This is a genomic window from Aquimarina sp. AWH4_224, from assembly GCF_056160245.1.
The window spans coordinates 111,196-132,857 of the sequence record NZ_JBSWWU010000013.1 but is presented as its reverse complement, the minus strand read 5'-3'; the positions used below and the strand labels follow the sequence as shown (position 1 = coordinate 132,857).

The 21,662-nt window shown below is 35.7% G+C and carries 16 protein-coding genes; 11 read left to right on the top strand and 5 right to left on the bottom strand.

The window, feature by feature from the left end:
- The 6 genes from ACXAGJ_RS21530 to ACXAGJ_RS21505 all read left to right on the top strand — a co-directional run.
- Positions 1-674: glycosyltransferase (locus tag ACXAGJ_RS21530; RefSeq protein WP_474842819.1), on the top strand; the 674-nt coding region annotated here is incomplete at its 5' end.
- 63 nt (positions 675-737) lie between these two features.
- Positions 738-4,739, top strand: coding sequence for a DUF6923 family protein (locus ACXAGJ_RS21525; protein ID WP_474842817.1), 4,002 nt, complete (start codon positions 738-740; stop codon positions 4,737-4,739).
- Between the two features lie 175 nt (positions 4,740-4,914).
- Positions 4,915-6,174 carry an oligosaccharide flippase family protein gene (locus ACXAGJ_RS21520; protein WP_474842815.1) on the top strand — a complete coding sequence of 420 codons (1,260 nt, stop codon included), beginning with the start codon at positions 4,915-4,917 and terminating at the stop codon, positions 6,172-6,174.
- A gap of 101 nt (positions 6,175-6,275) precedes the next feature.
- Positions 6,276-6,572 carry an STAS domain-containing protein gene (locus tag ACXAGJ_RS21515; protein ID WP_073321395.1) on the top strand — a complete coding sequence of 99 codons (297 nt, stop codon included), beginning with the start codon at positions 6,276-6,278 and terminating at the stop codon, positions 6,570-6,572.
- Between the two features lie 26 nt (positions 6,573-6,598).
- Entirely contained in the window at positions 6,599-6,898 is a 300-nt protein-coding gene (locus ACXAGJ_RS21510) for an STAS domain-containing protein (protein WP_474842812.1), read from the top strand.
- Between the two features lie 172 nt (positions 6,899-7,070).
- Entirely contained in the window at positions 7,071-8,246 is a 1,176-nt protein-coding gene (locus ACXAGJ_RS21505) for a glycosyltransferase (RefSeq protein ID WP_474842810.1), read from the top strand.
- On the opposite strand, the gene ACXAGJ_RS21500 is transcribed toward ACXAGJ_RS21505, so the two are convergent.
- From ACXAGJ_RS21500 to ACXAGJ_RS21490, 3 genes are read right to left on the bottom strand one after another with little or no spacing between them, the layout of a single operon-like run.
- On the bottom strand, positions 8,243-9,781 hold the full coding sequence (locus ACXAGJ_RS21500; protein ID WP_474842808.1) for a glycoside hydrolase family 2 TIM barrel-domain containing protein: 1,539 nt from the start codon (positions 9,779-9,781) through the stop codon (positions 8,243-8,245). The genes ACXAGJ_RS21505 and ACXAGJ_RS21500 overlap by 4 nt on opposite strands.
- Before the next feature lie 5 nt (positions 9,782-9,786).
- Positions 9,787-11,004: a hypothetical protein gene (locus tag ACXAGJ_RS21495; protein ID WP_474842806.1), complete on the bottom strand. Its 1,218-nt coding sequence runs from the start codon at positions 11,002-11,004 to the stop codon at positions 9,787-9,789.
- Complete coding sequence (locus tag ACXAGJ_RS21490) at positions 11,004-14,093, bottom strand: hypothetical protein (RefSeq protein WP_474842804.1); 3,090 nt, start codon at positions 14,091-14,093, stop codon at positions 11,004-11,006. The genes ACXAGJ_RS21495 and ACXAGJ_RS21490 overlap by 1 nt, the downstream gene beginning before the upstream one ends.
- A gap of 172 nt (positions 14,094-14,265) precedes the next feature.
- Here ACXAGJ_RS21490 and ACXAGJ_RS21485 point away from each other — a divergent pair, with 172 nt between their 5' ends.
- From ACXAGJ_RS21485 to ACXAGJ_RS21465, 5 genes are all read left to right on the top strand, one after another.
- Positions 14,266-15,087, top strand: coding sequence for a glycosyltransferase (locus ACXAGJ_RS21485; protein WP_474842802.1), 822 nt, complete (start codon positions 14,266-14,268; stop codon positions 15,085-15,087).
- A 284-nt stretch (positions 15,088-15,371) separates the two neighbouring features.
- On the top strand, positions 15,372-16,070 hold the full coding sequence (locus ACXAGJ_RS21480) for a hypothetical protein (protein WP_474842800.1): 699 nt from the start codon (positions 15,372-15,374) through the stop codon (positions 16,068-16,070).
- Between the two features lie 18 nt (positions 16,071-16,088).
- A complete protein-coding gene (locus tag ACXAGJ_RS21475; protein WP_073321370.1) occupies positions 16,089-16,715 on the top strand; it encodes a hypothetical protein in 627 nt (208 codons plus the stop codon).
- Positions 16,691-17,434 carry a sensor histidine kinase gene (locus tag ACXAGJ_RS21470; protein ID WP_474842798.1) on the top strand — a complete coding sequence of 248 codons (744 nt, stop codon included), beginning with the start codon at positions 16,691-16,693 and terminating at the stop codon, positions 17,432-17,434. The genes ACXAGJ_RS21475 and ACXAGJ_RS21470 overlap by 25 nt, the downstream gene beginning before the upstream one ends.
- The gene (locus ACXAGJ_RS21465) at positions 17,427-18,098 is read left to right on the top strand and encodes a response regulator transcription factor (RefSeq protein ID WP_474842796.1); all 672 of its coding nucleotides are present in this window, start codon (positions 17,427-17,429) and stop codon (positions 18,096-18,098) included. The genes ACXAGJ_RS21470 and ACXAGJ_RS21465 overlap by 8 nt, the downstream gene beginning before the upstream one ends.
- Positions 18,099-18,124: 26 nt before the next feature.
- On the opposite strand, the gene ACXAGJ_RS21460 is transcribed toward ACXAGJ_RS21465, so the two are convergent.
- Both ACXAGJ_RS21460 and ACXAGJ_RS21455 read right to left on the bottom strand, forming a co-directional pair.
- Complete coding sequence (locus ACXAGJ_RS21460; RefSeq protein WP_474842794.1) at positions 18,125-18,925, bottom strand: hypothetical protein; 801 nt, start codon at positions 18,923-18,925, stop codon at positions 18,125-18,127.
- A 138-nt stretch (positions 18,926-19,063) separates the two neighbouring features.
- Entirely contained in the window at positions 19,064-21,628 is a 2,565-nt protein-coding gene (locus ACXAGJ_RS21455) for a hypothetical protein (RefSeq protein ID WP_474842792.1), read from the bottom strand.
- Positions 21,629-21,662: the final 34 nt, after the last annotated feature.

Genomic DNA, 21,662 nt, shown 5'->3' with positions numbered 1-21,662 from the left:
ACACCTTAGAGCTACTACAACAACTAAGACAATTCGATCCCAAAAGAATATCGGTAATCGATCTGGAACAAAACCAAGGAAAAGCATCTGCGGTACAAGCAGGAGCCAATTACCTAAAAGAATTAGATCATATCGATAATATCGGATTCCTGGATGCTGACCTTTCTACTTCATTGGAAGAAATGGACAATCTGGTAGAAAAACTAAATGCAAATCCAAACCTAACCATGGTATTTGGATCCAGAAAAGCAGAAGAAGCTAACAATATAGAAAGAAGTTTTATTAGAAACTTGTTATCAAACTTTGTAGGATTCTTTATCAGACATATCCTGCAACTACCTATCAAAGACACACAATGTGGTGCCAAAGTATTTAAGAAAAGTATCATAGAGAATGTATACAGTCAAAGATTTATCAGCAGATGGTTATTTGATATCGAAATCTTCTTGAGATTGAAAAAGCATATCGGACTTAAAGACCTGTTGAACTGCATTAGCGAAGAACCGCTAGATAGCTGGATCGAGGTAGAAGGATCTAAAATAACGCTTAAAGACTCCTTTCTGATCCCTATCAACCTATTAGCAATATGGATAAGCTACCTTAAAATAAGCACAACTAGTAAGGAAATAACAAAAACTGTAAAACTAAAACTGAATTACAATATGGTAAAATAACTACTATCAAAACTCTATATCAAGCATTAAAAAAATAATACCAAGTACGCATAAAATATACCTATGAAAAAAATAATTACTCTTTTTATATTGCTTTTTGCCTTAGCTCCATCGAGCTATGCACAGCAACCTTTTGATTGTAATGAAGGTAAGTTTTACCAGGTTATTTCTGGTGCTTTACGTTCTTACGATCCCATTACAGGAACCTATTCGGACCCTCTACATACCCATACAGCATATAATGCAGGTGGATATAACCCTGTAGATAATTTCCTGTATGCGATTAGAAATAGTGATAAACACTTATTACGAATCGGAGAAGACTTTATCGTAGATTTAGGAGCCGTAGCTCCCAATGGAGCTATCCAATTTGGAGGAGGTTATGCAGCAGATGTTGATAGCGAAGGAAATCTATGGGTTTTTCAAAACTCATTAGACAGACGTTCTTTTCATAAGATTTTGAATCTTCAGGATTATGATGGAACTTCTTCTCCAGTTTTTGAAATTGTAGTTTCTGATCAAGCATCACCACAAACTTGTGCAGATGTTGTATTCATAAATGGTAATTTATATGGTGGTAGCCGAGGTAATGTTTACAAATGGGACCTTACTACGGCTACACCAGCTTTTAGCAGTAAATCGGTAACCGATTTACCTAGTCATACTTTTGGTGCAGCCTATACCGATACTAGTAATCGTTTGTATGTATCGAGTAATCAAGGAGGATTGTATTTGGTAAATGACTATGAAAATCCAGCGCCTTATGCAACGCTATTAAATAATACTGAAGTCACCAATTCTAATGATGGTTTTAAATGTGCTATTGGTATTTCTCCAGTAGATGCTGATCAGGATGAAGTCTTAGACCCTTTTGATAAAGATACCGATGGAGATGGGATACCAGATCTTGTAGAAGGAGGAGGAATAGATCCTTATGGAGATGATGATGGCGATGGTACCTTTAACTATCTTGATCCTGATTTTGGTGCTACATGTAATAGTGGTGTATCCCTTGCTTTTGATACCGATAGAGATGGTGTGCCTAATGTATTAGACCTTGATAGTGACAACGATGGTATTTTTGATATTGTTGAAGCTGGCTTAGGAAGTTACGATACCAACGGCGATGGGTATTTCAATTCTGAAGATGATAACTTTGTGGATTCTGATCTCGATGGAATTGCAGATATCGTTGATGTAGATCAAACGGGAGTTGCATTCTTCCCAGCAGATACTGATGGAGATTTAATCTACGATCCCTATGATATTGATGCCGATGGAGACGGAATCATAGATTTAATAGAAGGGCAAAACAGCGGTAGCTTCATAACATTATCCGGTAACGATACCGATAGAGATGGAATGGATGATGCCTTTGATCCTGACCAGGGAGGTACTCCACAAGGATATGTAAATACCGATGGTACCGACTCACCAGATTTTCTGGATACAGATTCTAATAACGACGGAAAGCTGGATCATGTAGATGCCTATGATACCAATGCCGATAATGTTGCTGATACTGTTGCAGCAGGAAGTGACTTTGATCAGGATGGACTTGATGATCATTTTGATGTAAAAGAAACCGTTTTTGATTCTGAAAACGGAAATCAAACCCCAGCGAGCTTTCCAGTATTGAGTATAGGAGAACGCTATCAGTACCTCGGTACTTATACCGCAGAGGGTACTCCAAATTATCTGGATACCGACGAAACTTTATCTACAGATTATATCAATAGAATTGATAGTGCATTGCCTGAAGGAAATTCTATACCTAATAACAATCCTAACTATATTTATTCTGGATATGACACCGACGTTATTTTGGAGAGCACGGCTAATATCAAAGTGACCTTCATTAACGAAAATACCACCTACAAAAACACATTAGGATATTATACCTATGATATCAATAGTCCATTACAACAAGCTCCTAGCCCTGAAGATATTACCTTGGTGTTCCCTAACGGATCCAAAACAGGAAGTGATGGCGGATTAGTTGCTGGTAATACGGTAGATCTAGGGAGTTTTCCTGCAGACACGGGTATTGGCTGGGTACTATTAGTAGACGGATGGAATGGAACTACCGTGGATTCGGGATTATGGCAGATTTATACTAATCCAGATTTCAATCCAGAGTGTGATGAAGCATTACGCCCCCACAATATTTTATTGGCAGACACTGCAAATCAGACGATTGTTCTTGGATTTGAAGATGCCAGAAGAGATTATCCATCTGTTGATCATGATTTTAATGATATGTTATTTCATATCAGTGCAGATCAATATTCATCTCTGAAGACCACTAATATCCCAGAGCTTACTGAAGAAGGCGTAGTGACCTCTGGTAATGACGGAGGATTAGAAAGTAATGGAGATCTTGCTAATTTGATTGCCAAAAGAAACTTTTTGAGAGCAAAAACAAACAAAGTATTCAATCAAAAGCGTTTACAGGAGAAGTTTTCGCCAGGATCCAGAAAATATCGCACAAAAAATGGAACAGACCTTAGTGCTTACTTCCCACCTACTGGTGCTGCTGGAATTGAAACTTCGTATGTTTCTAGCCCAGACGATTTAATCGGAATCACCAATGCCACTGCTGTTTTTTCTATTGATTATTACAATCAGGAAAATCGAGTTGGTGCTGCTCTTGCAATGACCACCAAAGGAGGAGTTTATGATCACTCCAAAACCATTTGTGATCGACTTAACGGTTCTATCATCGAAGATATCCGAACATTACGAGTAAGAAACTTCGATTTGGTAAACACGAGAATCAAAAGACCAGGAGGAGAAATCGAATATGCGCTACATTTTTCTGTGCGACTTGACGAATTTCAGAATGAATTGTATAGTTTATGGAATATTGAAGCCTATCCAGAAGGAGATTATTTGAATTTCCAGATCTGGGGAGGATCTATCCCACAAGCGGTACACATAGCCAATACGATTATCGATCAATTGGCTATAGAAAAGTCATTAGGAAAAACATTTATTCCTAACAATATCCCAGAAGTATTCATCCAAAAAGGATTTTATAGAGATGGACAATTGACACTGAGCATAGTGAATAAAGCACAAGCCAATCAAATTAATTTCAGAGGAAACAAAAGAGCGACTGAGCAAGATAATGAAGAATTAATTACTAAAAGTATTGCGTTATCTGGATCTTATTTTGAAACCATTAATGTGGATACTGGTTACTTATTTGATATTGGTTTTGCCATTACAGGTGATGATCCAACAAAAGCAGATATCTTGTATCTAGCCGATGGCCCTTGGGGTGTTGATTATCAAGAAGGAGGAGCAACAATCTCTGACTTCAGCATTGTGCAAAACAAAGCTTCAGAACAAGATACGGATGACTATCTGGTAGAAAGAGATGTAACTGTACAGGGATCTGTAAAAGAAACGATGAATCTATTCAGAAATATCCTTGGTGGAGATCTTACCTTAGATGTTTCAGAATTTATTGGAGTTACTTTCGAATTACAAGTCAATACCGATGTCGAAGTCATTTTGGTCTCCAAAGACCTCATCGATTGGAATGATCGCTTACGTTACAAAATAAAAGCTAATGACTCTCTACAAACATATACTATCGCATTTACAGATTTTGCCAATAAAGCAAAACAAAATATGACTATCAGTGATATCAGAAGTGTAGTATTTTCTATTCAGGGAGATTATAAGAACGCTTCTCCGTTTAAGATTGAAGTGAAAAACCTTGCTTTTACCAAGACAATTGGATCTGAAGATGAAGAAATCATTGCTGAAGAAGAAGACACCGAAGATGTAGCGCAAGTCAGAACTTCGGTACGTAACTCCCCTAATCCATTTAGTAGTCAAACCACTATAGTAATGCCTACACCAAATGAAAAGATTACCATTTCGGTGGTCGATATGTTAGGGAGAATTGTACAGGAAGAAGAAATAACAAACGATGGCGCAATGTCTGACACCTTCCTGTTTACAGCCAAAAATCTAACGCAAGGCGTTTATAAATATATCATCAGAGGAGATAACTTTAAAGTAAGATACAAAGGAAGTTTCCTTATAAAATAATCAAAAGTATTTGTTTCAGGTTTGGGTAACATTGAAGCATCTTATTTAACTATAATTATTTGCTGTTGGCTACTGTACTCTATGGGTAGAGTGCAGTAAGCTTAACAGGAAAAACACAAAACATTAATTGTTTACCCATTTAATTAATAGCACATAAAGTACTATCTTTAAGAATATGATCACGAGCCTCAAGGTCTTAAAACAAATCTCTCCAGAACAGAAGTTCATGGCCAGCGTAATTATCGTTAATGGTGGGAACTATCTGTACAATCTACTGTTGGGAAGAATCTTGGGTCCGGAACAATTTGCAGATGCTGCATTATTGATTACCTTTTTGCTAGTGCTGTCTTTTATTGCGATGACATTCCAATTGTCTACTGCAAAATTCTCGGTGTTATTTGAAAACTCCATTTTTAATAATTTTATCAATATCATTCATAAGTATGCAGCAATAACTGGTATTGTATTTGGAGTTCTAATTATCATCTTTGCTGGCCAACTGCAGCAGCTATTTAACACCCAAACTTCCTTAATGTTTATCCTCTTTGGTATAGGAGTACCCTTATACTTTGTAATGAGTGTAAACCGCGGTTTTTTTCAAGGAATTAAGAAATTTGACAAACTGGCCATCACTTATCAAGGAGAAATGATCAGCAGACTCCTGCTAACCCTCGCATTGATATATACCGTAAATCTTCAATCCTCTATTCTTGTTGCTCTGGGTATTGCTTTGTCTTTTGTATTTGGTTTGTTCCCTTTCCATTCTGAAGGTGTACAACCTTTCAAAAAATATCAACTCCCCATTGCAGAGAACAAGTATATCCTTAAATTCTTTATCCTCACAGCATTTTATGAATTAAGCCAGATCATTATCAATAATAGTGATATCCTTTTGGTAAAACATTATTTTGACACCTATAACGCAGGCTTATATGCTTCTTTGGCCTTAATTGGAAGAGTAGTGTATTTTGTGGCCTGGATGTTTGTCATGCTACTATTACCAAAAGTAGTACAACGCCAAAAAGACGGACTATCATCGGCTTCAATTCTTTTTAAATATGTCTTTTATATCACACTCTTATCAGCCTCTATAGTAATAGGTTGTTACTTTTTCCCAGAATTTGTAATCAATATCATGTTTGGGAAACAATATATCAGTATGGCTCCCCTACTTTGGAAATATGCTATTGCTACTTCACTCTTTGCAATATCAAACATATTTGCTTATTACTTTTTATCACTGGATCAATATATCCCTGTGATTATCTCTTCTCTACTTGGTATACTTCAAGTAGTGCTCATCATCTTATTTCACGATTCTTTATTACAAGTCGTCATCATGCAAATCGTTGCAATGGGCATACTGCTCATTTTCCAACTCTTGTTTTTTGCAGGTTATCAAAAAATAGCCGCAAAACACTTAACGAAAGGTTAGCCCCTTTCGTCGAAGGAAAAATTCTTCTCAACGAAGGATGGCCTGTACTACCGAAGAAAAAACAGAAATTAGAAATAAGTAACCTTTAAAAATTAGAAGTTATGGCACTGAAAATAACCCAAAATCAAGGAATCTATCAAGTAAAAGGAAGTATTGTTGCAGAGAATGTAAACTCTCTAAGACGTCATTGCGAGCAATTGTTATTTAGTACCGAAAAAGTGATTCTCTGTCTAGATAAAGTAAAAAGAATAGATGCTTCTGGTGTTCATGTGCTCAACTCTTTGTTTAAAAATGCCATGAAAGAAAACAAAATATTCTACATCATCGGCAGACAGAACGAGCAGGTAAAAAATGCTTTTGGAAAAGTAAACTACATGCTTAAGAACGATTACCTATAAATCACTAACCCCAAAATCTAGAAATCATGAATTTACAAATTGTACAAAACGCCAGAAAATTTGAAGTTATTGGAGATTTCACATTAAACAATACCATACATGTAAAAGAACATTTCAATTATTTACTTGATCACTATGATGAAGTTGTGATGTCTTTAAAAAAAGTACAAAAAATTGATCGTAAAGGCATACAGGTACTTAAAGATATTTATTCCAAAGCAAACCGAAGAAGTAAAGTATTATTTGTTTTTGGTAGAGATAACAATATTATTAGAAAAGCTTTCGAAAAAAACAAAGTGAGTTACATTTTTAAAGAAAATTATTAATCGGTAAATAATCTATTCGTTACTGTTGTTTTTTTGAGATAGATCTTCTAAATTGTAAGTAATTAAAGACGTACCCCTATTCGTCCTAAAATCTTGAAATCAACTTACCCCTTCGTATTTCGGATAGATTTTAATTCGTCTTGGTCTATTTTTCCAATAAATTAAAACCTTTATGAAATTAGCTATTGTAACTGCTTATCCTCCAAGCAAGGTAACTTTAAATGAATACGCATACCACTTAGTAAAACATTTTAGACAACAGGCAGATGTATCTGAGTTAATCATTTTAACAGACATTACGCCAGAAGAAGCTGATATTAATTTTACAGAAGAAGGATGCAAGGTTACTGTAAAACAATGTTGGAAATTTAACAGCTATCGTAATATCTCTTCTGTGATGAAGGCTGTAAAACAGACCAAGCCCGATGCTATTTTGTTTAATCTTCAGTTTATGAAGTTTGGTGATAAAAAAGTGGCCGCAGCGCTAGGATTACTGCTACCTTTATTATGTAAAAGAAGAAAGATTCCAACCATTGTTCTGCTGCACAATATCATGGAGCAGGTGGACTTGAGCAGCGCTGGTTTCACAAAAAACAAGCTCTTGCAGAAGATCTATAATTTTATAGGCACTACACTTACCCGATTCATACTACAAGCGGATTACGTAGCAGTAACCATTAGTAAGTATGTAGATATTCTGGAGGAGAAATATAAAGCAAAGAATATAGTGCTTATTCCGCATGGTACTTTTGAGCTACCCGAAGAACCCTCGTATCATCTCCCCGATGGCCCCTTAAAAATAATGACCTTCGGGAAATTTGGCACCTATAAAAAAGTAGAAATACTCATTGAGGCTGTACAAAAAATTAGAGGTCGTACCTCTGAAAATCTAGAGGTGGTCATTGCGGGAACAGACAATCCAAATGTTCCTGGGTACCTTGATACTATGAAGAAAAAATACCACGACATCCCGCAATTAACCTTTACAGGTTATGTTGAAGAAGAGGATGTTCCCAAAATTTTTACCGAAAGTGCTATGGTGATCTTTCCATACACCTCTACTACAGGTAGTTCTGGAGTATTGCATCAAGCAGGGAGCTACGGTAAAGCGGTAGTGATGCCTGATTTGGGAGACCTTTCTATTCTGGTTAAAGAAGAAGGATATCGAGGTGAATTTTTTGATCCCAAGAGTGTAGACAGCTTATCTGATGCTATCGAGAAAATCGTTAAAAGTCCCTCATATAGAAACGAATTGGGCAAAGCCAATTATGATGCTGCAACTGCATTCCCAATGAGTAGAATTACTGGAATGTATCTTGAGAAATTTACTGAGATCAAGCTTGCTTAATGCGAAATGTATTGAAAAGCTTCCTTTTTGTTTCCTGAAGCATCGATAAACCCAAAGTGTTTTTGTTTGTGTTTACGCCAAGGTAATCTTCCAACAACGCTGCTGGGAACATTCTGAAAATCATACAAAGTCCATGAGAGATAGTGAATATTCTTTTTCTTGATTATCTCTTGAAAGGTTTTATGGTAATCAGCTTGATTTCTCTCTGAAGATCCAAACGGACTCCATAAACCTCTGTTAGAGGACAAACCGAATTCCTGCAATACCAACGGTTTATCTACCTTAACATCCAAAAATGAAAAATCGTTATCGAAATCATCTATGTCCTTGTAATAATGAAAAGATACTATATCTACCTCTTCATTTAATAAGGTAGCCGACTCCATATCAGACCACCCAATAGTAACCAAGTGATTAGGATCGTGTTCTTTGATTTGATGGATCATTTCTTTTAACCATCCTATAACATTCTCCTTTCCTCTGCTTTCAAAATCCAGATTGGGTTCATTTTTTACATCCCATGCCAATATGGCTTTATGATCTTTAAAACGACCAACGATTTGCTCGGCATGTCTATGAGTGAGCGTCCAATCTAACACCGAATAGTCTCCATAAAAATCAAAAAGAGTAGCCACCACCATCAAACCTTTGGATTGAGCCATGTTAAGTACTTTTTCTAACTTTTCTAGTTTTTCGGTATCCAATTGTTCTTTTCCAAATTCTTCATAGGGAATAAAGATACGTATAGTATTCAACCCTGCTTCTTTAAGAATATCAAAGTCCTTGCCTATCACTTCGATATCAAAATCATCTCCAAACATATCCCATGGAGTTTTCTGCGGGTAGTAATTGATTCCTTTCATCTGATATTCCTGATCATCCACATAAATCTTATACCGAATCACCTTTGCAAAACTATTCGAAGATTGTTGGTTTTCCTGATGATTACTTTTTTCTTTTACCATATGCCGTATTCTCCAATAGCCATCTTCTAACAACAATAAAATCTTATAATTGGATATCTCTTTAGCTTGAAATAGTAATTGATTTTCTTGATATATATGTTGATACTCCTCTACTCCGGAATCACTAATTACTGCCAACTGTCCATCTGCACTATAAAAATCCAGTGAGAGATTGTGTGTTATCGTTGTACCATGAATAGAAATCTGATTGGATTGATTGGCCTCTATTATACTCACAATATTCTGCATTGCACTTGTGGTATAATAATCATCGATAGCTTTTAATTCGTTATTTTGATAGGCCACATTACGCACATACCAGGCATTCAGATAGTCAGTTTGTATGTCATTCATGGTTTGCTTTTCAATAGGTCTTCCTGGATTGATTGTATCTTTCCAAACCAATTTAGGCAGATACACCTTTTCTTTATTCAATGCGACATGTAACATTGAGGAACGATCAGCACCTGTGTTGAGATAAGCAAGGGTTTGACTAATTATAAAAAGAATAGCAATCACTACTCCCAAAAAGGAAATAATGACAAAGCTTCGGTATAAATTTCTATTCATTTTTATCATTGCAATGTCACGTTTTTAAAAGTTTTTGTTACCCCAAGCGAGCTAATATCAAAATTATAGTCCCCAGGAGGGTAAAATCCTTCGGCCAATATAAATTTAACTTCTCCCTCGAACGAGGTTTTCACTTTGGTTTCAATACGTTTATTATCCTTATAAATCTCCAATTTCACCAAGGCTCCATCAGGAATAAGTTGTTCCATAAAACTACGAAGAGGCCCTACCACAATTTCTCTATTGCCCGCATCAAAATTGACTTCAAAATCTTCTAGCACCGCATCAAAAACAACGCTTATCGTATTACTTTTTGCAATCCCGTCTACAAAAGCTTGTATTTGCCAGGTATCCTTATAGCTTGGATGCAATACTTTTCCTAGTGCTATACCATTTACTGTAGTGCCTTGCGCTTTCAAAAGTGTCCCTCCCTGATTTTTGATCACAAAGTTTACCATAGTACCATCGGCTACGATATTGTCAAACTCATCTCTTACTATGCCAGTTCTGAAGGTAATTATCTGATTTCCGTCTGCATACTTATGCTCCCGAAAACTATTGATCACAAAATCTTCGGGTAAGGCAGGAAATATTTCAACAGAAAATTCTTTTGAATCCGTCCCTCCAATTTGTGAAGAAACCAATAGTTTCCCCTTTTTTTCGTAAGCAAATATATTTCTCCAACCAATCAGATCTTTTGTTAGTTCTTCATACGCCTTCTCTGTCCCCAAAAACTGATGTTTAAATATTACTTTCGTACTATCTGGAAGAGGATTGTCGTATCGATCCGTTGGTGCAATTACATGCATGGTATAATCCCTATCGCCGGCTACAATACTTGGCGGGCCGATATAGGTTTCAAGTTCCACCAACGTATCTAAATTTGTACCTATCGAAAGGTGTCCCTGATATACACATTTTGTATTCTGTATCAGAAAATAATCTAACCTTCCTCTTTTCCTGGCCAAATACTCTGGGATGGTGAACTGTCCAGAAGAAGATGATAATAGTGTACTTCCATAAGAGTTTTTCAAGAACAACTGAAACGTTAGGGTAGTATCGTATGCAAAATCCAGTACAATTTTTTCTCCGGCCTGATATTTCTTTTGTGTGGTTTTAAGGGTTACCGATATCGGTTTTTCAACTTGTACGATGAGTGCAAATGAAATGCTAAACAACAGGCTAACACCCAGCAAAATGATATGTCGTATTCGTATTCTCATCAATTAGAAGCCCCTACGTAATTATTAATTTCAATTTTAATATAGTTGAACCCTTTTCCAGGCACCGGTAGTAGTTGTGATTGCATATATTCTGGCTTTCTATTGGGAACCATTTTATCACTGATTTCTTCGTTGGATAACCCATTCACTAAAACGTTTTCCATACGTTCATCCACTCTTTCTAGTTTGGTAAGATCCAGAAAATCAAACTCAAAATATAATTTTCTTTGAGGTCGAATCCCTTCTGGCAGATACTTTTGAGCCACCCATATCAATTTCTTGTTTTCATCATAGTATGAAATGATCAACTGGGGAATGGTTACCTCTTGTAACCCAGAATTAAATAACACTCCATCCACTCCATTCTCCCGAATCGAAATATCATTAACTACAACCCCCTTATAAAGATCAACAGTAGCTACATTTCCTGCGCATTGTAAGTTGAACTTTGTTGGCAGTCCATCCAAATTAGCAACAGTAAACTGATCAGGATCAAAAGTTGTAGGTTTATTATCCTCGAGGCTTCTCCAGGCAACCCCTTCAAAATCCATTCTGAAACTCGTGGTTTCTTTTGGCATTAACTTATGTTTCATTTGATGCTTCACATTATACGTCGCCAATTCTCGGTCATTTTGAGCATACAACGTACCGGTGACTACCACATCACTGGGAACATTATCAACATTTTGTAATTCCCCTATGATGTAATATTGATCTTCATTTTTTACTATTCCTGCATTCAAAACTTCTAGCACCGGCTGTTTTAAAACATCTTCATGATGTGTTTGTTCAGAAGTGATCCTTCTACGTCCGTGATTGTAATAGGAAACCACATTTTCTGAAAACAATTGATCAGGAGGAATATCCAAATCATAATCCAAAGGCAACACATACCATTTCCCTCCTTTTTTCAATATTTCATGGTAAAAAGTTTTCTCTATTTTCTCGAGTGGAGTAATCCAATTACCCTTTACTTTTGCTTTTGCCGAAGAGTCAGTTTGCGTTGTAATGGTAACTGCCAGTTCATCTAATTTTGCATACGAGCTCAATAAACCATCGGTTACGGAAACCTCGAGCATAAATTGATCTAATGATTTATTGCTTTTGGGATGTAAGTAAGAATATGCTCTTTTAAATTCTTTAAAATCCAACGCATCATAATACGCTTTGATTACATTTTCTGGTCTAATTTGAGTAGCATTTTTTATATAAACGAAATAAACCCCAATAGCAAATACAATGCACATAAGTATTGCCCACAAATACGAAATTCGAAATACGCTTTTTCTAAAAGAAGTATACTCAACTCCAAACTTAAAATATACCGGAAATGCTTTATACTTTGTTTTTAGTCCATGAATCCAGATAAACTGAATATTGATTACGAATGCCATGATGACCGTTAGTATAGGAATTAAACCCCACATTAATTTCTGAAATAGTGGTATAGTATCCTTCGGCAATACATTGGATAATGGAGGGACGTTTAGTTTTTCCCACACCATTATACCATTTTCTAATTGCCGTAAACGCTGCCAGCCACAGAAATATAATATAGGATCGTAAAACTTATCATTAGAAAATACATACTTCAAGTTGTATTTTTCTGGTACGGTCAAAAACTGCTGTAATGATCCTATTCCTTCTACACCTCTAAATTTTGAATTCTCGAGACGTTCTACAGCTCTTGTTGTTAGTTCTGGCAATCTCCTGGCCGAGTGATAATTACCGTCTACAGTCATTGCATCGGTTTGAGCAGAAAGCCACGCCATTTGATCTCCAAAACCCAGGGGTAAAAATCGCCAATGATCGTGCTGATCCTGTTTTAAAAAGTTAAGGATGGGTAGCATTTTGATCTGAGCAGGTTGTAATGGTCTGAAATACCCCAAACAAATAGTAAAGAATGTCATTAAGATCAACATCCCTCCAATTAATCCTACAAGTACCCTATGTAGTACACCTCCATATTTTTCCTTTATTTTTTTTCTTAGATCGCCCTCTATAAAACGGTAGATAAACTCTCCAAACATAGGTAGTGCCATCAGAGATGCCCAAAGTGTAAAACGATCCAGAGTTAAAATGTTAAATGCATTATCTCCCAGAATCATCTTAGGAATTGGAGTTGTCCCTCCTGTACCTAGTATACTAAGCAAGGTAAATGACAATCCAAAAAACAAATATCGTTTGCTAAAAAAACGATACCAGAAATAAGGCATAAAAAACAGTAAAATTCCCCAGGGAATTAAAAAAAACACCAATCCAGACGAAGTGACCTCCAAAAAATTATCACGAGAACCGTGAGGTATAGGTACTTGTGTAATAGGGTTATTTTTGGTGTTGATCCAATAAGGGAGTATACAGGTAATAATCAATAGTAATGACCCAAATCCAAAACCTACAATTCGTTTTAGCAATGCAAAAAAAGTCTGAATGAAATGTTTTAACCGTACCTCTTTATAGGAGTTTACTTTTTCTCGAGCACCATCCATTATTATCATTCCAATCAAAGGAAAGATGAAAAATACCATTCCAAATATAGGAGTTACATGATGTGAGGTAACAGTAACCGCAATCAAACTCAATGCATTGACCAGGTACTTGTACTTTCCTACTTTGATCCATAAATAAATCTCTGGTAGCGCATGCATCAATACCGAGATCCCAATGATACTGGGTAATTGCCCAAAAACATGTAAGGTTTCTATAAAAACAGAAGCAAAAACCGCTAATACTGCCGTATACCCTGCTACTGTTCGATTAGATGTCAATAATAATGCATATCGATATACCCCAGTGATAAAAAGTATAATGGCGATTAAAGCCACAGAAAACAATCCAAATTTTAAACCCCCGATGTATGACAGTAATCCAATACTTTGATGTACTAGTGGAGGGTATCCCATTACGGTAAATCCGGTATACCAACTATAACTCCAGGGTTCGAACCAGCTTGTTGCATAGTGATTTCCGAAAAACAAATGGATTAAGGCATCATACGTATACTCCAAAGTGAAGAAAATGGCAGTACCATGAAAGATTACTCCGATTAATAAAGCAATAATCAAATACTTGTTCGTAGATAAATTCATATGACTCGCCGTAGTTTCTGTTTAAATATACAACAAAGGTTTCGGATTCGACGAATAACCCATCTTTCGATAAAAACCTTTCGTCGACAGCAATTCTCCAATGAACGAAATAAAGGGATTTTGGCCATTATTCCAGGGTACATTCGAGGTATAACTCTAAAAAATTACCCCTATGAAAACCGGAATAATCGTGCCTTGCTATAATGAAGAAAACAGACTAAATGTATCTGCCTTCAGAAATTTCATTAATAAAGAAAACCAATATCACCTTTGCTTCGTCAACGATGGAAGTAAGGATAATACTATTGTACTTTTAAAAGATATACAAGCATCTAACCCATCCAAGGTAAGCGTGATTGATATCAAAAAGAATTTAGGAAAAGCCGCTGCAGTGAGAGCGGGTGCAAGATATCTTCACAGTAGAGGAGACATCGGGTATGTAGGGTTTATAGATGCTGATCTATCTACAGATTTCGACGATTTTGATGATCTTTTAAAAACACTAAAAACCAACAGAAAATTAAGTATGGTCTTTGGTTCTCGAGCTAAAAATGCTTCAGCGGGAATCCAAAAAGATAGCTTCAGAGCGGTATTTTCAAAAATCATAAAAATGTTGGTATTCTTTATATTAAGATTACCTATTGAAGACACCCAATGCGGAGCCAAAGTTTTCAGAGCAGAACTAGTCCCTATCTTATTTAAAAGGAACTTCTTCAGCAGATGGTTATTTGATATCGAAATGTTTTTAAGAATGAAAAAATATTATGGCGAAGTCACTATACTGAACAAAATATACGAACAACCATTACAACGATGGGTACATATGGAAGATTCCAAACTGGGAATTAGGGATTCATTAGAAATACCATACCGATTATTATCCATTTGGTTTAATTATAACGTTTTGCAAAATCTTAATTATGCAAATACAGAAAATACATTAGAACCATCCATAGAAATATTTGGTACAACACAACCTATATTTGCTTCATAAACAAAAAGCGCACAATTTCCCGATATTACATCCCACACCCGAGTTGAAACTCGGGTTTCTTTTTTGAAGGGTATCTACTTAGAAATCAACAGTTAAAACAAATAACAGTTTTTTTTCTTTTTATAGATGGGTATTAGTTTTTTTCATCTTAGTTGAAAACTCCAATTTTCTACAGCGTTTAGAAGTACGATCAAAAAGTATTTCGAATTTGAAAATAAGTTAAAATTTCCCCGGAATTTTCTTTTTTTAATGTAACTTATCACTAAACTCTTAAACCTATAAAAATGAGCGCAAGCAAATATTTAACTAGAATTAAAGCCAACATCAATACCTGGAATGAAATTAGAAACACCAGTATTTCTCTTAATTTTTTAACCTCGGGTTATGGCTTTACCGTATCGTACGAGGATTATCAAAATTGGAGTACAAATAATCCTACTACACTTAACTGTTATTTTGGTGTCGACGAATTTGAACTTAAATTCTATATCGTAGATAATGTGACTGACCAAAACCAGTCTTACCAAATAGGAATCAATCTTTTAGAAAAGGAATTTACAAGAAGTTTTAATACGACTGCCACCAAAACAAATACCGCATTCAAACGGGTTGCACTTTCCTGCAATGATCAAATAAGTAAAAGCGAAGCAGAACAAAGAATCTTGAACTGGATGCTAGGTGCAAAAAACTGGTTTAAGGATCAACAACAAGCCATAAAATCTGGTTCTAGTGGTTTGCTACGGTTGATGACCATTCCTTTTGAAGATTTATCTACATTATTTGGTTCTAGCCAAGAAAATGTTTTTGTATTGACAGCGCTTAACAACTTCGACACATTTGGGTATAATCTTGAGTTTATTCTTACTCGCGAGATCGAATTAAATGAAGGCGAAACTCAAAAATCAGGAGATAATGAATTATTTATGGACGTTTCGCAACCACATCCACCTTTCAGTTTGAGTAGTGACTTTAACTTACTCTAAATTAGTGCAAGACATATAATGGATACTACGGTAGTAATCGAAAAAATTATGGATATTCTTTCCATGCTATGTGTATTGGTTCTTTCTATAGGACTGGTATATAGTATGTTCAAGAAACATGCGTTAATTACCATAATCTATCTGGTATCCATCTTGTCCATAGAGCTTGTTGCTATTTTTGGTAAAGTAAATTTGTTTTTGTTTTCAGTATCCTATTATATCCATTTATTCTACCTTGGATACTATATTCTCGTGCATCTTTTCCGTAGAAAAAAAAGAAATTTCTTGTACCTCTCCTTGTTATTTATCATTCCCATGTTATTGAGTTTGGGATTTAACAAAGAAATTAGCTCATACCAGTCCTATGATCGTTTACTATACATCTTATGTATAATTATCTTATTAATCGCAACATTATTCAGATACTTTGATGGCAAGCTATTTTTATCAAATACACATATTACTATATTTTTAACGATTCTGTTCTATTTTGGTATTGACTTTATTATTGCTTTAACTACAAATTATCTTATCAACGAGCATTTAAATTTGGTAGGATGGATATGGCTATTTAGAGCTTTCTGTCTTCTCATGTTTTATGCGGCTTTAGTGAATTTGGCATGGAAGACTGGAAAAACCCTTTAACACCTATATTATGGATAGCAGGATCTTTGGTATTATTTTCCTTGCTGCTTCTATTCATTATTATACTTACCAAAAAGTACGTTACCCGAATTAAACGAGAAGAGCGCCAAAAGGCAAATCTAAAAATTCTTCATAACGAAGAAATGTTGCAAAATAGCATAGAGATTCAAGAGAAAGAACGCACACGTATTGCTGCAGATATCCATGATGAGCTTATTGGGCAATTGCGACGAATTCAACTTATGAATAATGATGATAGGCTAACGGAGGTTCTAAAAAACAGTATTGTTACGGCCAGAAGAATATCTCATGATCTTACTCCCCCTCTTTTGGAAGAAAGCACTTTAGGAGTATTATTTGAAAATGTATTACAGCCAATGAATACTATTTTTTCTGTTGATTTTCATATCGTTGACGCACCACATATTCAAATTCCGGATACGATCAAGATTAACATCTACAGAATTTTTCAGGAGGTAATTACAAATATTGAAAAACATGCCAATGCTACTCAAATTTTTATTAGATTAAAGGTATCTCAAAAACTAATTTTCCTATCCATACGAGATAATGGAAAAGGACTTTCGGGAAATCAAAAAAAAGGGCTTGGAATGAAAAATATCACATTGAGATCTAAACAACTCAATGCGACCTTTAAATTTGAACAAAACAAACCAACTGGCACAAGATTCGCCCTTTTACATCAAAGAAATGAATAACATAAAAATAGCTTTAGTCGAAGATGATAAGTTAGTCGCCAACTTACTAAAGGATTACTTAGATAGCATCGATGGTTTTTCGGTTATCTCTGTATCTTACAGCGGAAATTCTTTCCTGGATACACTAGACACAGAAAATCTACCAGATATTGTACTTACAGATCTAAGAATGAAAGATGGTACTGGTAAAGATGTGGTAGATGAACTAACGAAACAATATATTGGTATCAAAACAATAGTTATATCATCGCATTACCAACCCAATTATATTGGGTACATGTTTAAATCAGGTGCTAACGCCTTTATACCAAAAGAAATCGACAAAAAAGAATTGGTAAAAGTAATCCGTAATGTAAATGCCAATGGTCATCATCTAGACATCGAACAAATGGAAACGATGCGAAAACAAATTGCATCAAATACCCCAGTAATTCCTACCAATAATATAGCCGAACTTACTCCAAGAGAGATCGATGTGCTCAAACTGTTATGCTATCAACTGACCGCCAAAGAAATTGGAGAAAAACTCTTTGTAAGCAGAAAAACAGTAGAAACTCATAAGTCTAATTTGCTTTCGAAAACAGGAGCTAAAAACATTGCTGGTCTTATCATTTTTGCCGCACAAAATAAAATCATAGAGTTAGATAAGATTATACTGACCTAAAAAAGCCCCACCATCATAACCCTTTTTTAGTTTTTAATTTCAGCAAAAAACTCATGTGTCATATTGATCAGTTCTACATAGGTATTTGGAAATTTATGACTAAGAGGGATTGTAAAGTATACCGTAATTGCCGGATTTTCCTCATGTAAACCATCGAATCCTACATTTTTGCATCGCAAGTCTGAGTATGCCAAAGTGTTTTCGAAATAATTGATAAATATGTGGTCTTTTAAAAGATCAAAAATCCATTTTAATTTAGGTCTATGCGGAAAAGCCAAATACACCTCCTGCACTTTATGTTCTAATTTTTGCAGCCATATCCCTGATCTGTTTTTGGCCTCTTCTGTTTGCATAACATCTTTAAAAAAAGTATCCAATTCTGGGTGAATAAAATCCTGAACTTCTCTTTTTTTTAACCCGGTTTTAAAAATGTAATTAACTTTATCATACGATGCTTCATTTCTCCACCGAAACGCATTAATCGTATTTTGGTTTAGTTCATGTATATACAGGCATTTGTAGTCCTCTGTAAGTAGTGGCACTCTAATCCCATTATACATCGATGTCCCAATAGAATTCTGCTGAAATCTTAACACTTCTAATGGGCACCCTAATCTTTCTAACAACACATTTAGTTTTTGATATACTGAAAGATCGTTGGCCTTATGATAAACATAGAAGGTGGGTTTGCATCGAGTTTCAATTCTATCCTTAGTAATTTTAAGAGACCATTCCAATATTTGAAGGCTGTCGCTGTCAAATAATGATCTAAACAGTTTTAATGGATCTCTTTCCAAATCAATTTTTGAATCAGCTATCATTACCATTTTATAAGATTATTCTGTACGTTTTTTTGCTATTTGAAAGCAACTCATTAAAAAATTAGTAAACTCATCCGCCCCCAAATTCTCTACCATACCCCCCAATAGAAAAATAAAAGTTAAGATGAGTTTATTAAAATATCATTACCAATGATCCCAATGAGAAACTGCATGCCATATATCTTTGGCTGCAGAAGCAAACTTTCCTCCAAGAGATTCAAAAGCGTCTTTAATTTGATTGGCACTATATCCTGCACCTTGCATGATGTCATTGATAACTTTTGGTGCAATTCCAAATGCGGATTGTAGCGCCTGTGCAGTTTCTTTGGCTCCAAATCCTACTACTTTTAAAGCACTAGCCACTTGTTTGTCTGAAGCTCCAAAAGCAGTCTTTAAAGCATCTGCAACCACTGTAGCCGGAGCACCAAATGCAGTTTTGAGACCAGACGCCACTTCGTTCATGCCATACCCCGCTCCATGCATAATGGAAGCCACTTCTTGTTCAGATTTTTTAAAAGCGGTTTTAAGACCTTTTGCTACCTCATGAACACCGCTTATAAAAGCTTTCTTCACAAAACTTGCCCATTTTGAAGCATCTTGAATTATTTCTTTAAAAATAGCTTCAGCATTATCCAAAATATAATGTTCGACAGCGGCTAACAGATCTTTTATACTAGAAGTATTAATATCAGCATCAAAGGGTCCAAATCTTAAGCTCAACCCTTCAAAATTGAAACCACCGTGCACCTTAAAATCAATGTCTGAAGTTGAAGTAGCTATCGCAAGTCCCATATTACAATCAGCTTTCACCTTCAGCGTACCTAAACTAAATCCTGCAATGGTAGGAAATGGCACATTAATATCTAATCCATAGCTGAAATCACCCGAAAAATTATGATAATTTTGAAGTATACACTTCATTTTGGTCTGTAGGATAGCCCCATAATCCAACTCAAAAGCTATCCCTTTTTTGGATATAGAAGCAGCGATCTTTTCTTTGATTATATCAAACAAACTTACCTGAGCGCCCAAAGTAAAATAAGGAGATGATGAAGTACTTACGGTCATTTCAGGACCTCCTGGAGCAACCAATTGTTTGGTTGTTGCATTTTCTATTACCTTTTTCTCTGCAGCTGTCTTGGGGATGGTATTGTTTGGGATTGGATTTCCATTTGCATCAACTTTTATCGTTACTCCCTTTCCATCTCCTGATAACTTGAACAACTTCCCCATCGCCAAAGGAGACATCGTAATATCTCCAGAAACACCATGAGTCATATCAATCTCTAAAGCCCCGTAAAAGGTTAATCCCAAAATATCCATATATGCACTAAAACCATACCCTATAGGAGCTAATGATCCATCGGGTAGCACTACTGGCTCCATTGGGTTTTCTGCCCATCGAAATGACAAATCACTAAAAGTAACGGGCACATCAAAATTGTACGAGGTATTTGTAAAAATGGTAGTTACCTCATCAAAATCCAATTTGGGCACATAGAATGCCAAATACAACGGGTTAGGCACCTCTTCTTCCATTTCGCAAACAATGGCAAATTGATCATCATCTAACTTAATTCTATCTTTTTGATCACCAATATGAAAAGTACCGTCCACACCTATGGCAAATCCTGGAGGTTCAAAAATCAATCCCATACCTACACCAAAGGAATCAAAATGCAATCCCTTGACAATGGAAGGTGTTAACAGCGAAGTTTTATTACCAGTTAATTCTACTCCAACTTCTGCTTCGATGTTATCGATGGTCATGGCTATTTGTGCGTCAAAAGTTGGGCTTTTGAATATGTTAAAAGGTATAGTAGCTTTTATCTCGAATACGACAAATTTGAAAAGTGGATTGATGGTAAGCATTAGGGTAGGTTGATCAATATCAAAGGTCTTACTGTTTCCTATCGGGATCTTGATATCATCTAACATAAACTTCAGGCATATGACCCCCATACTAAACCCTGGTTTAAGCACCACTTCTATATCAAATGTAATCTCTGGACTTGGTAAAAAGGAAAGAACATGATCCAATACACCTTCTTGAAATGTGACATTATGGATATTTAGTTTTCCTCCCAGTCGCAAAATCTCGTTAGCTTCAGAACAAAAGAAATCTGAGATTACTACATCAGGAAATCCTGATGGCCAATCAATACCCATATACTTGGATAAACTGCTTAAGGAGTACTCTTGTTCTTGTGGCGGTTTGTTTTTGGCTTCTGGCGTTCTTGCAATCGTCACCGCTGCCAGCATGTACGAAATAAATGTACATGAGGTGTAATCTTTGGTACCCTTAAAAAAGGTATTTACTTCATTGGGCTTTGCGTTCCCGCCTTTAATAAGCTTTTGAAAAGCTACACATTGTGGATCGTTAGGTGATTTTTCAAGTAATGTAATAAAAGACTGAGTTTGTGTCATAATAGCTACATCACCCTGATCAACAGTAAAAGTTTGAGGAGCGTTACCCATCGTAAATACCCTTTTTATCGGGTTATGGTTCGAATCATAAATGATATATGTAGAGATTGGCCCGTGTATAGGTTCAAAAACTTCACTCGCTCCGGAACTAACTGAAGTGAGATCGGTTAGAGCCCCAAAAAAGTTAGACAGGCTTTGATCATCTTTGTTATTCTGAAAAGCATCATATACGATTACTTCTTCAGATAATTTGTTGTCTAGTGTTATTTTTGGAAATGCCATGGTGTTGTTTTTTCATGAAATATTTACCAACGTA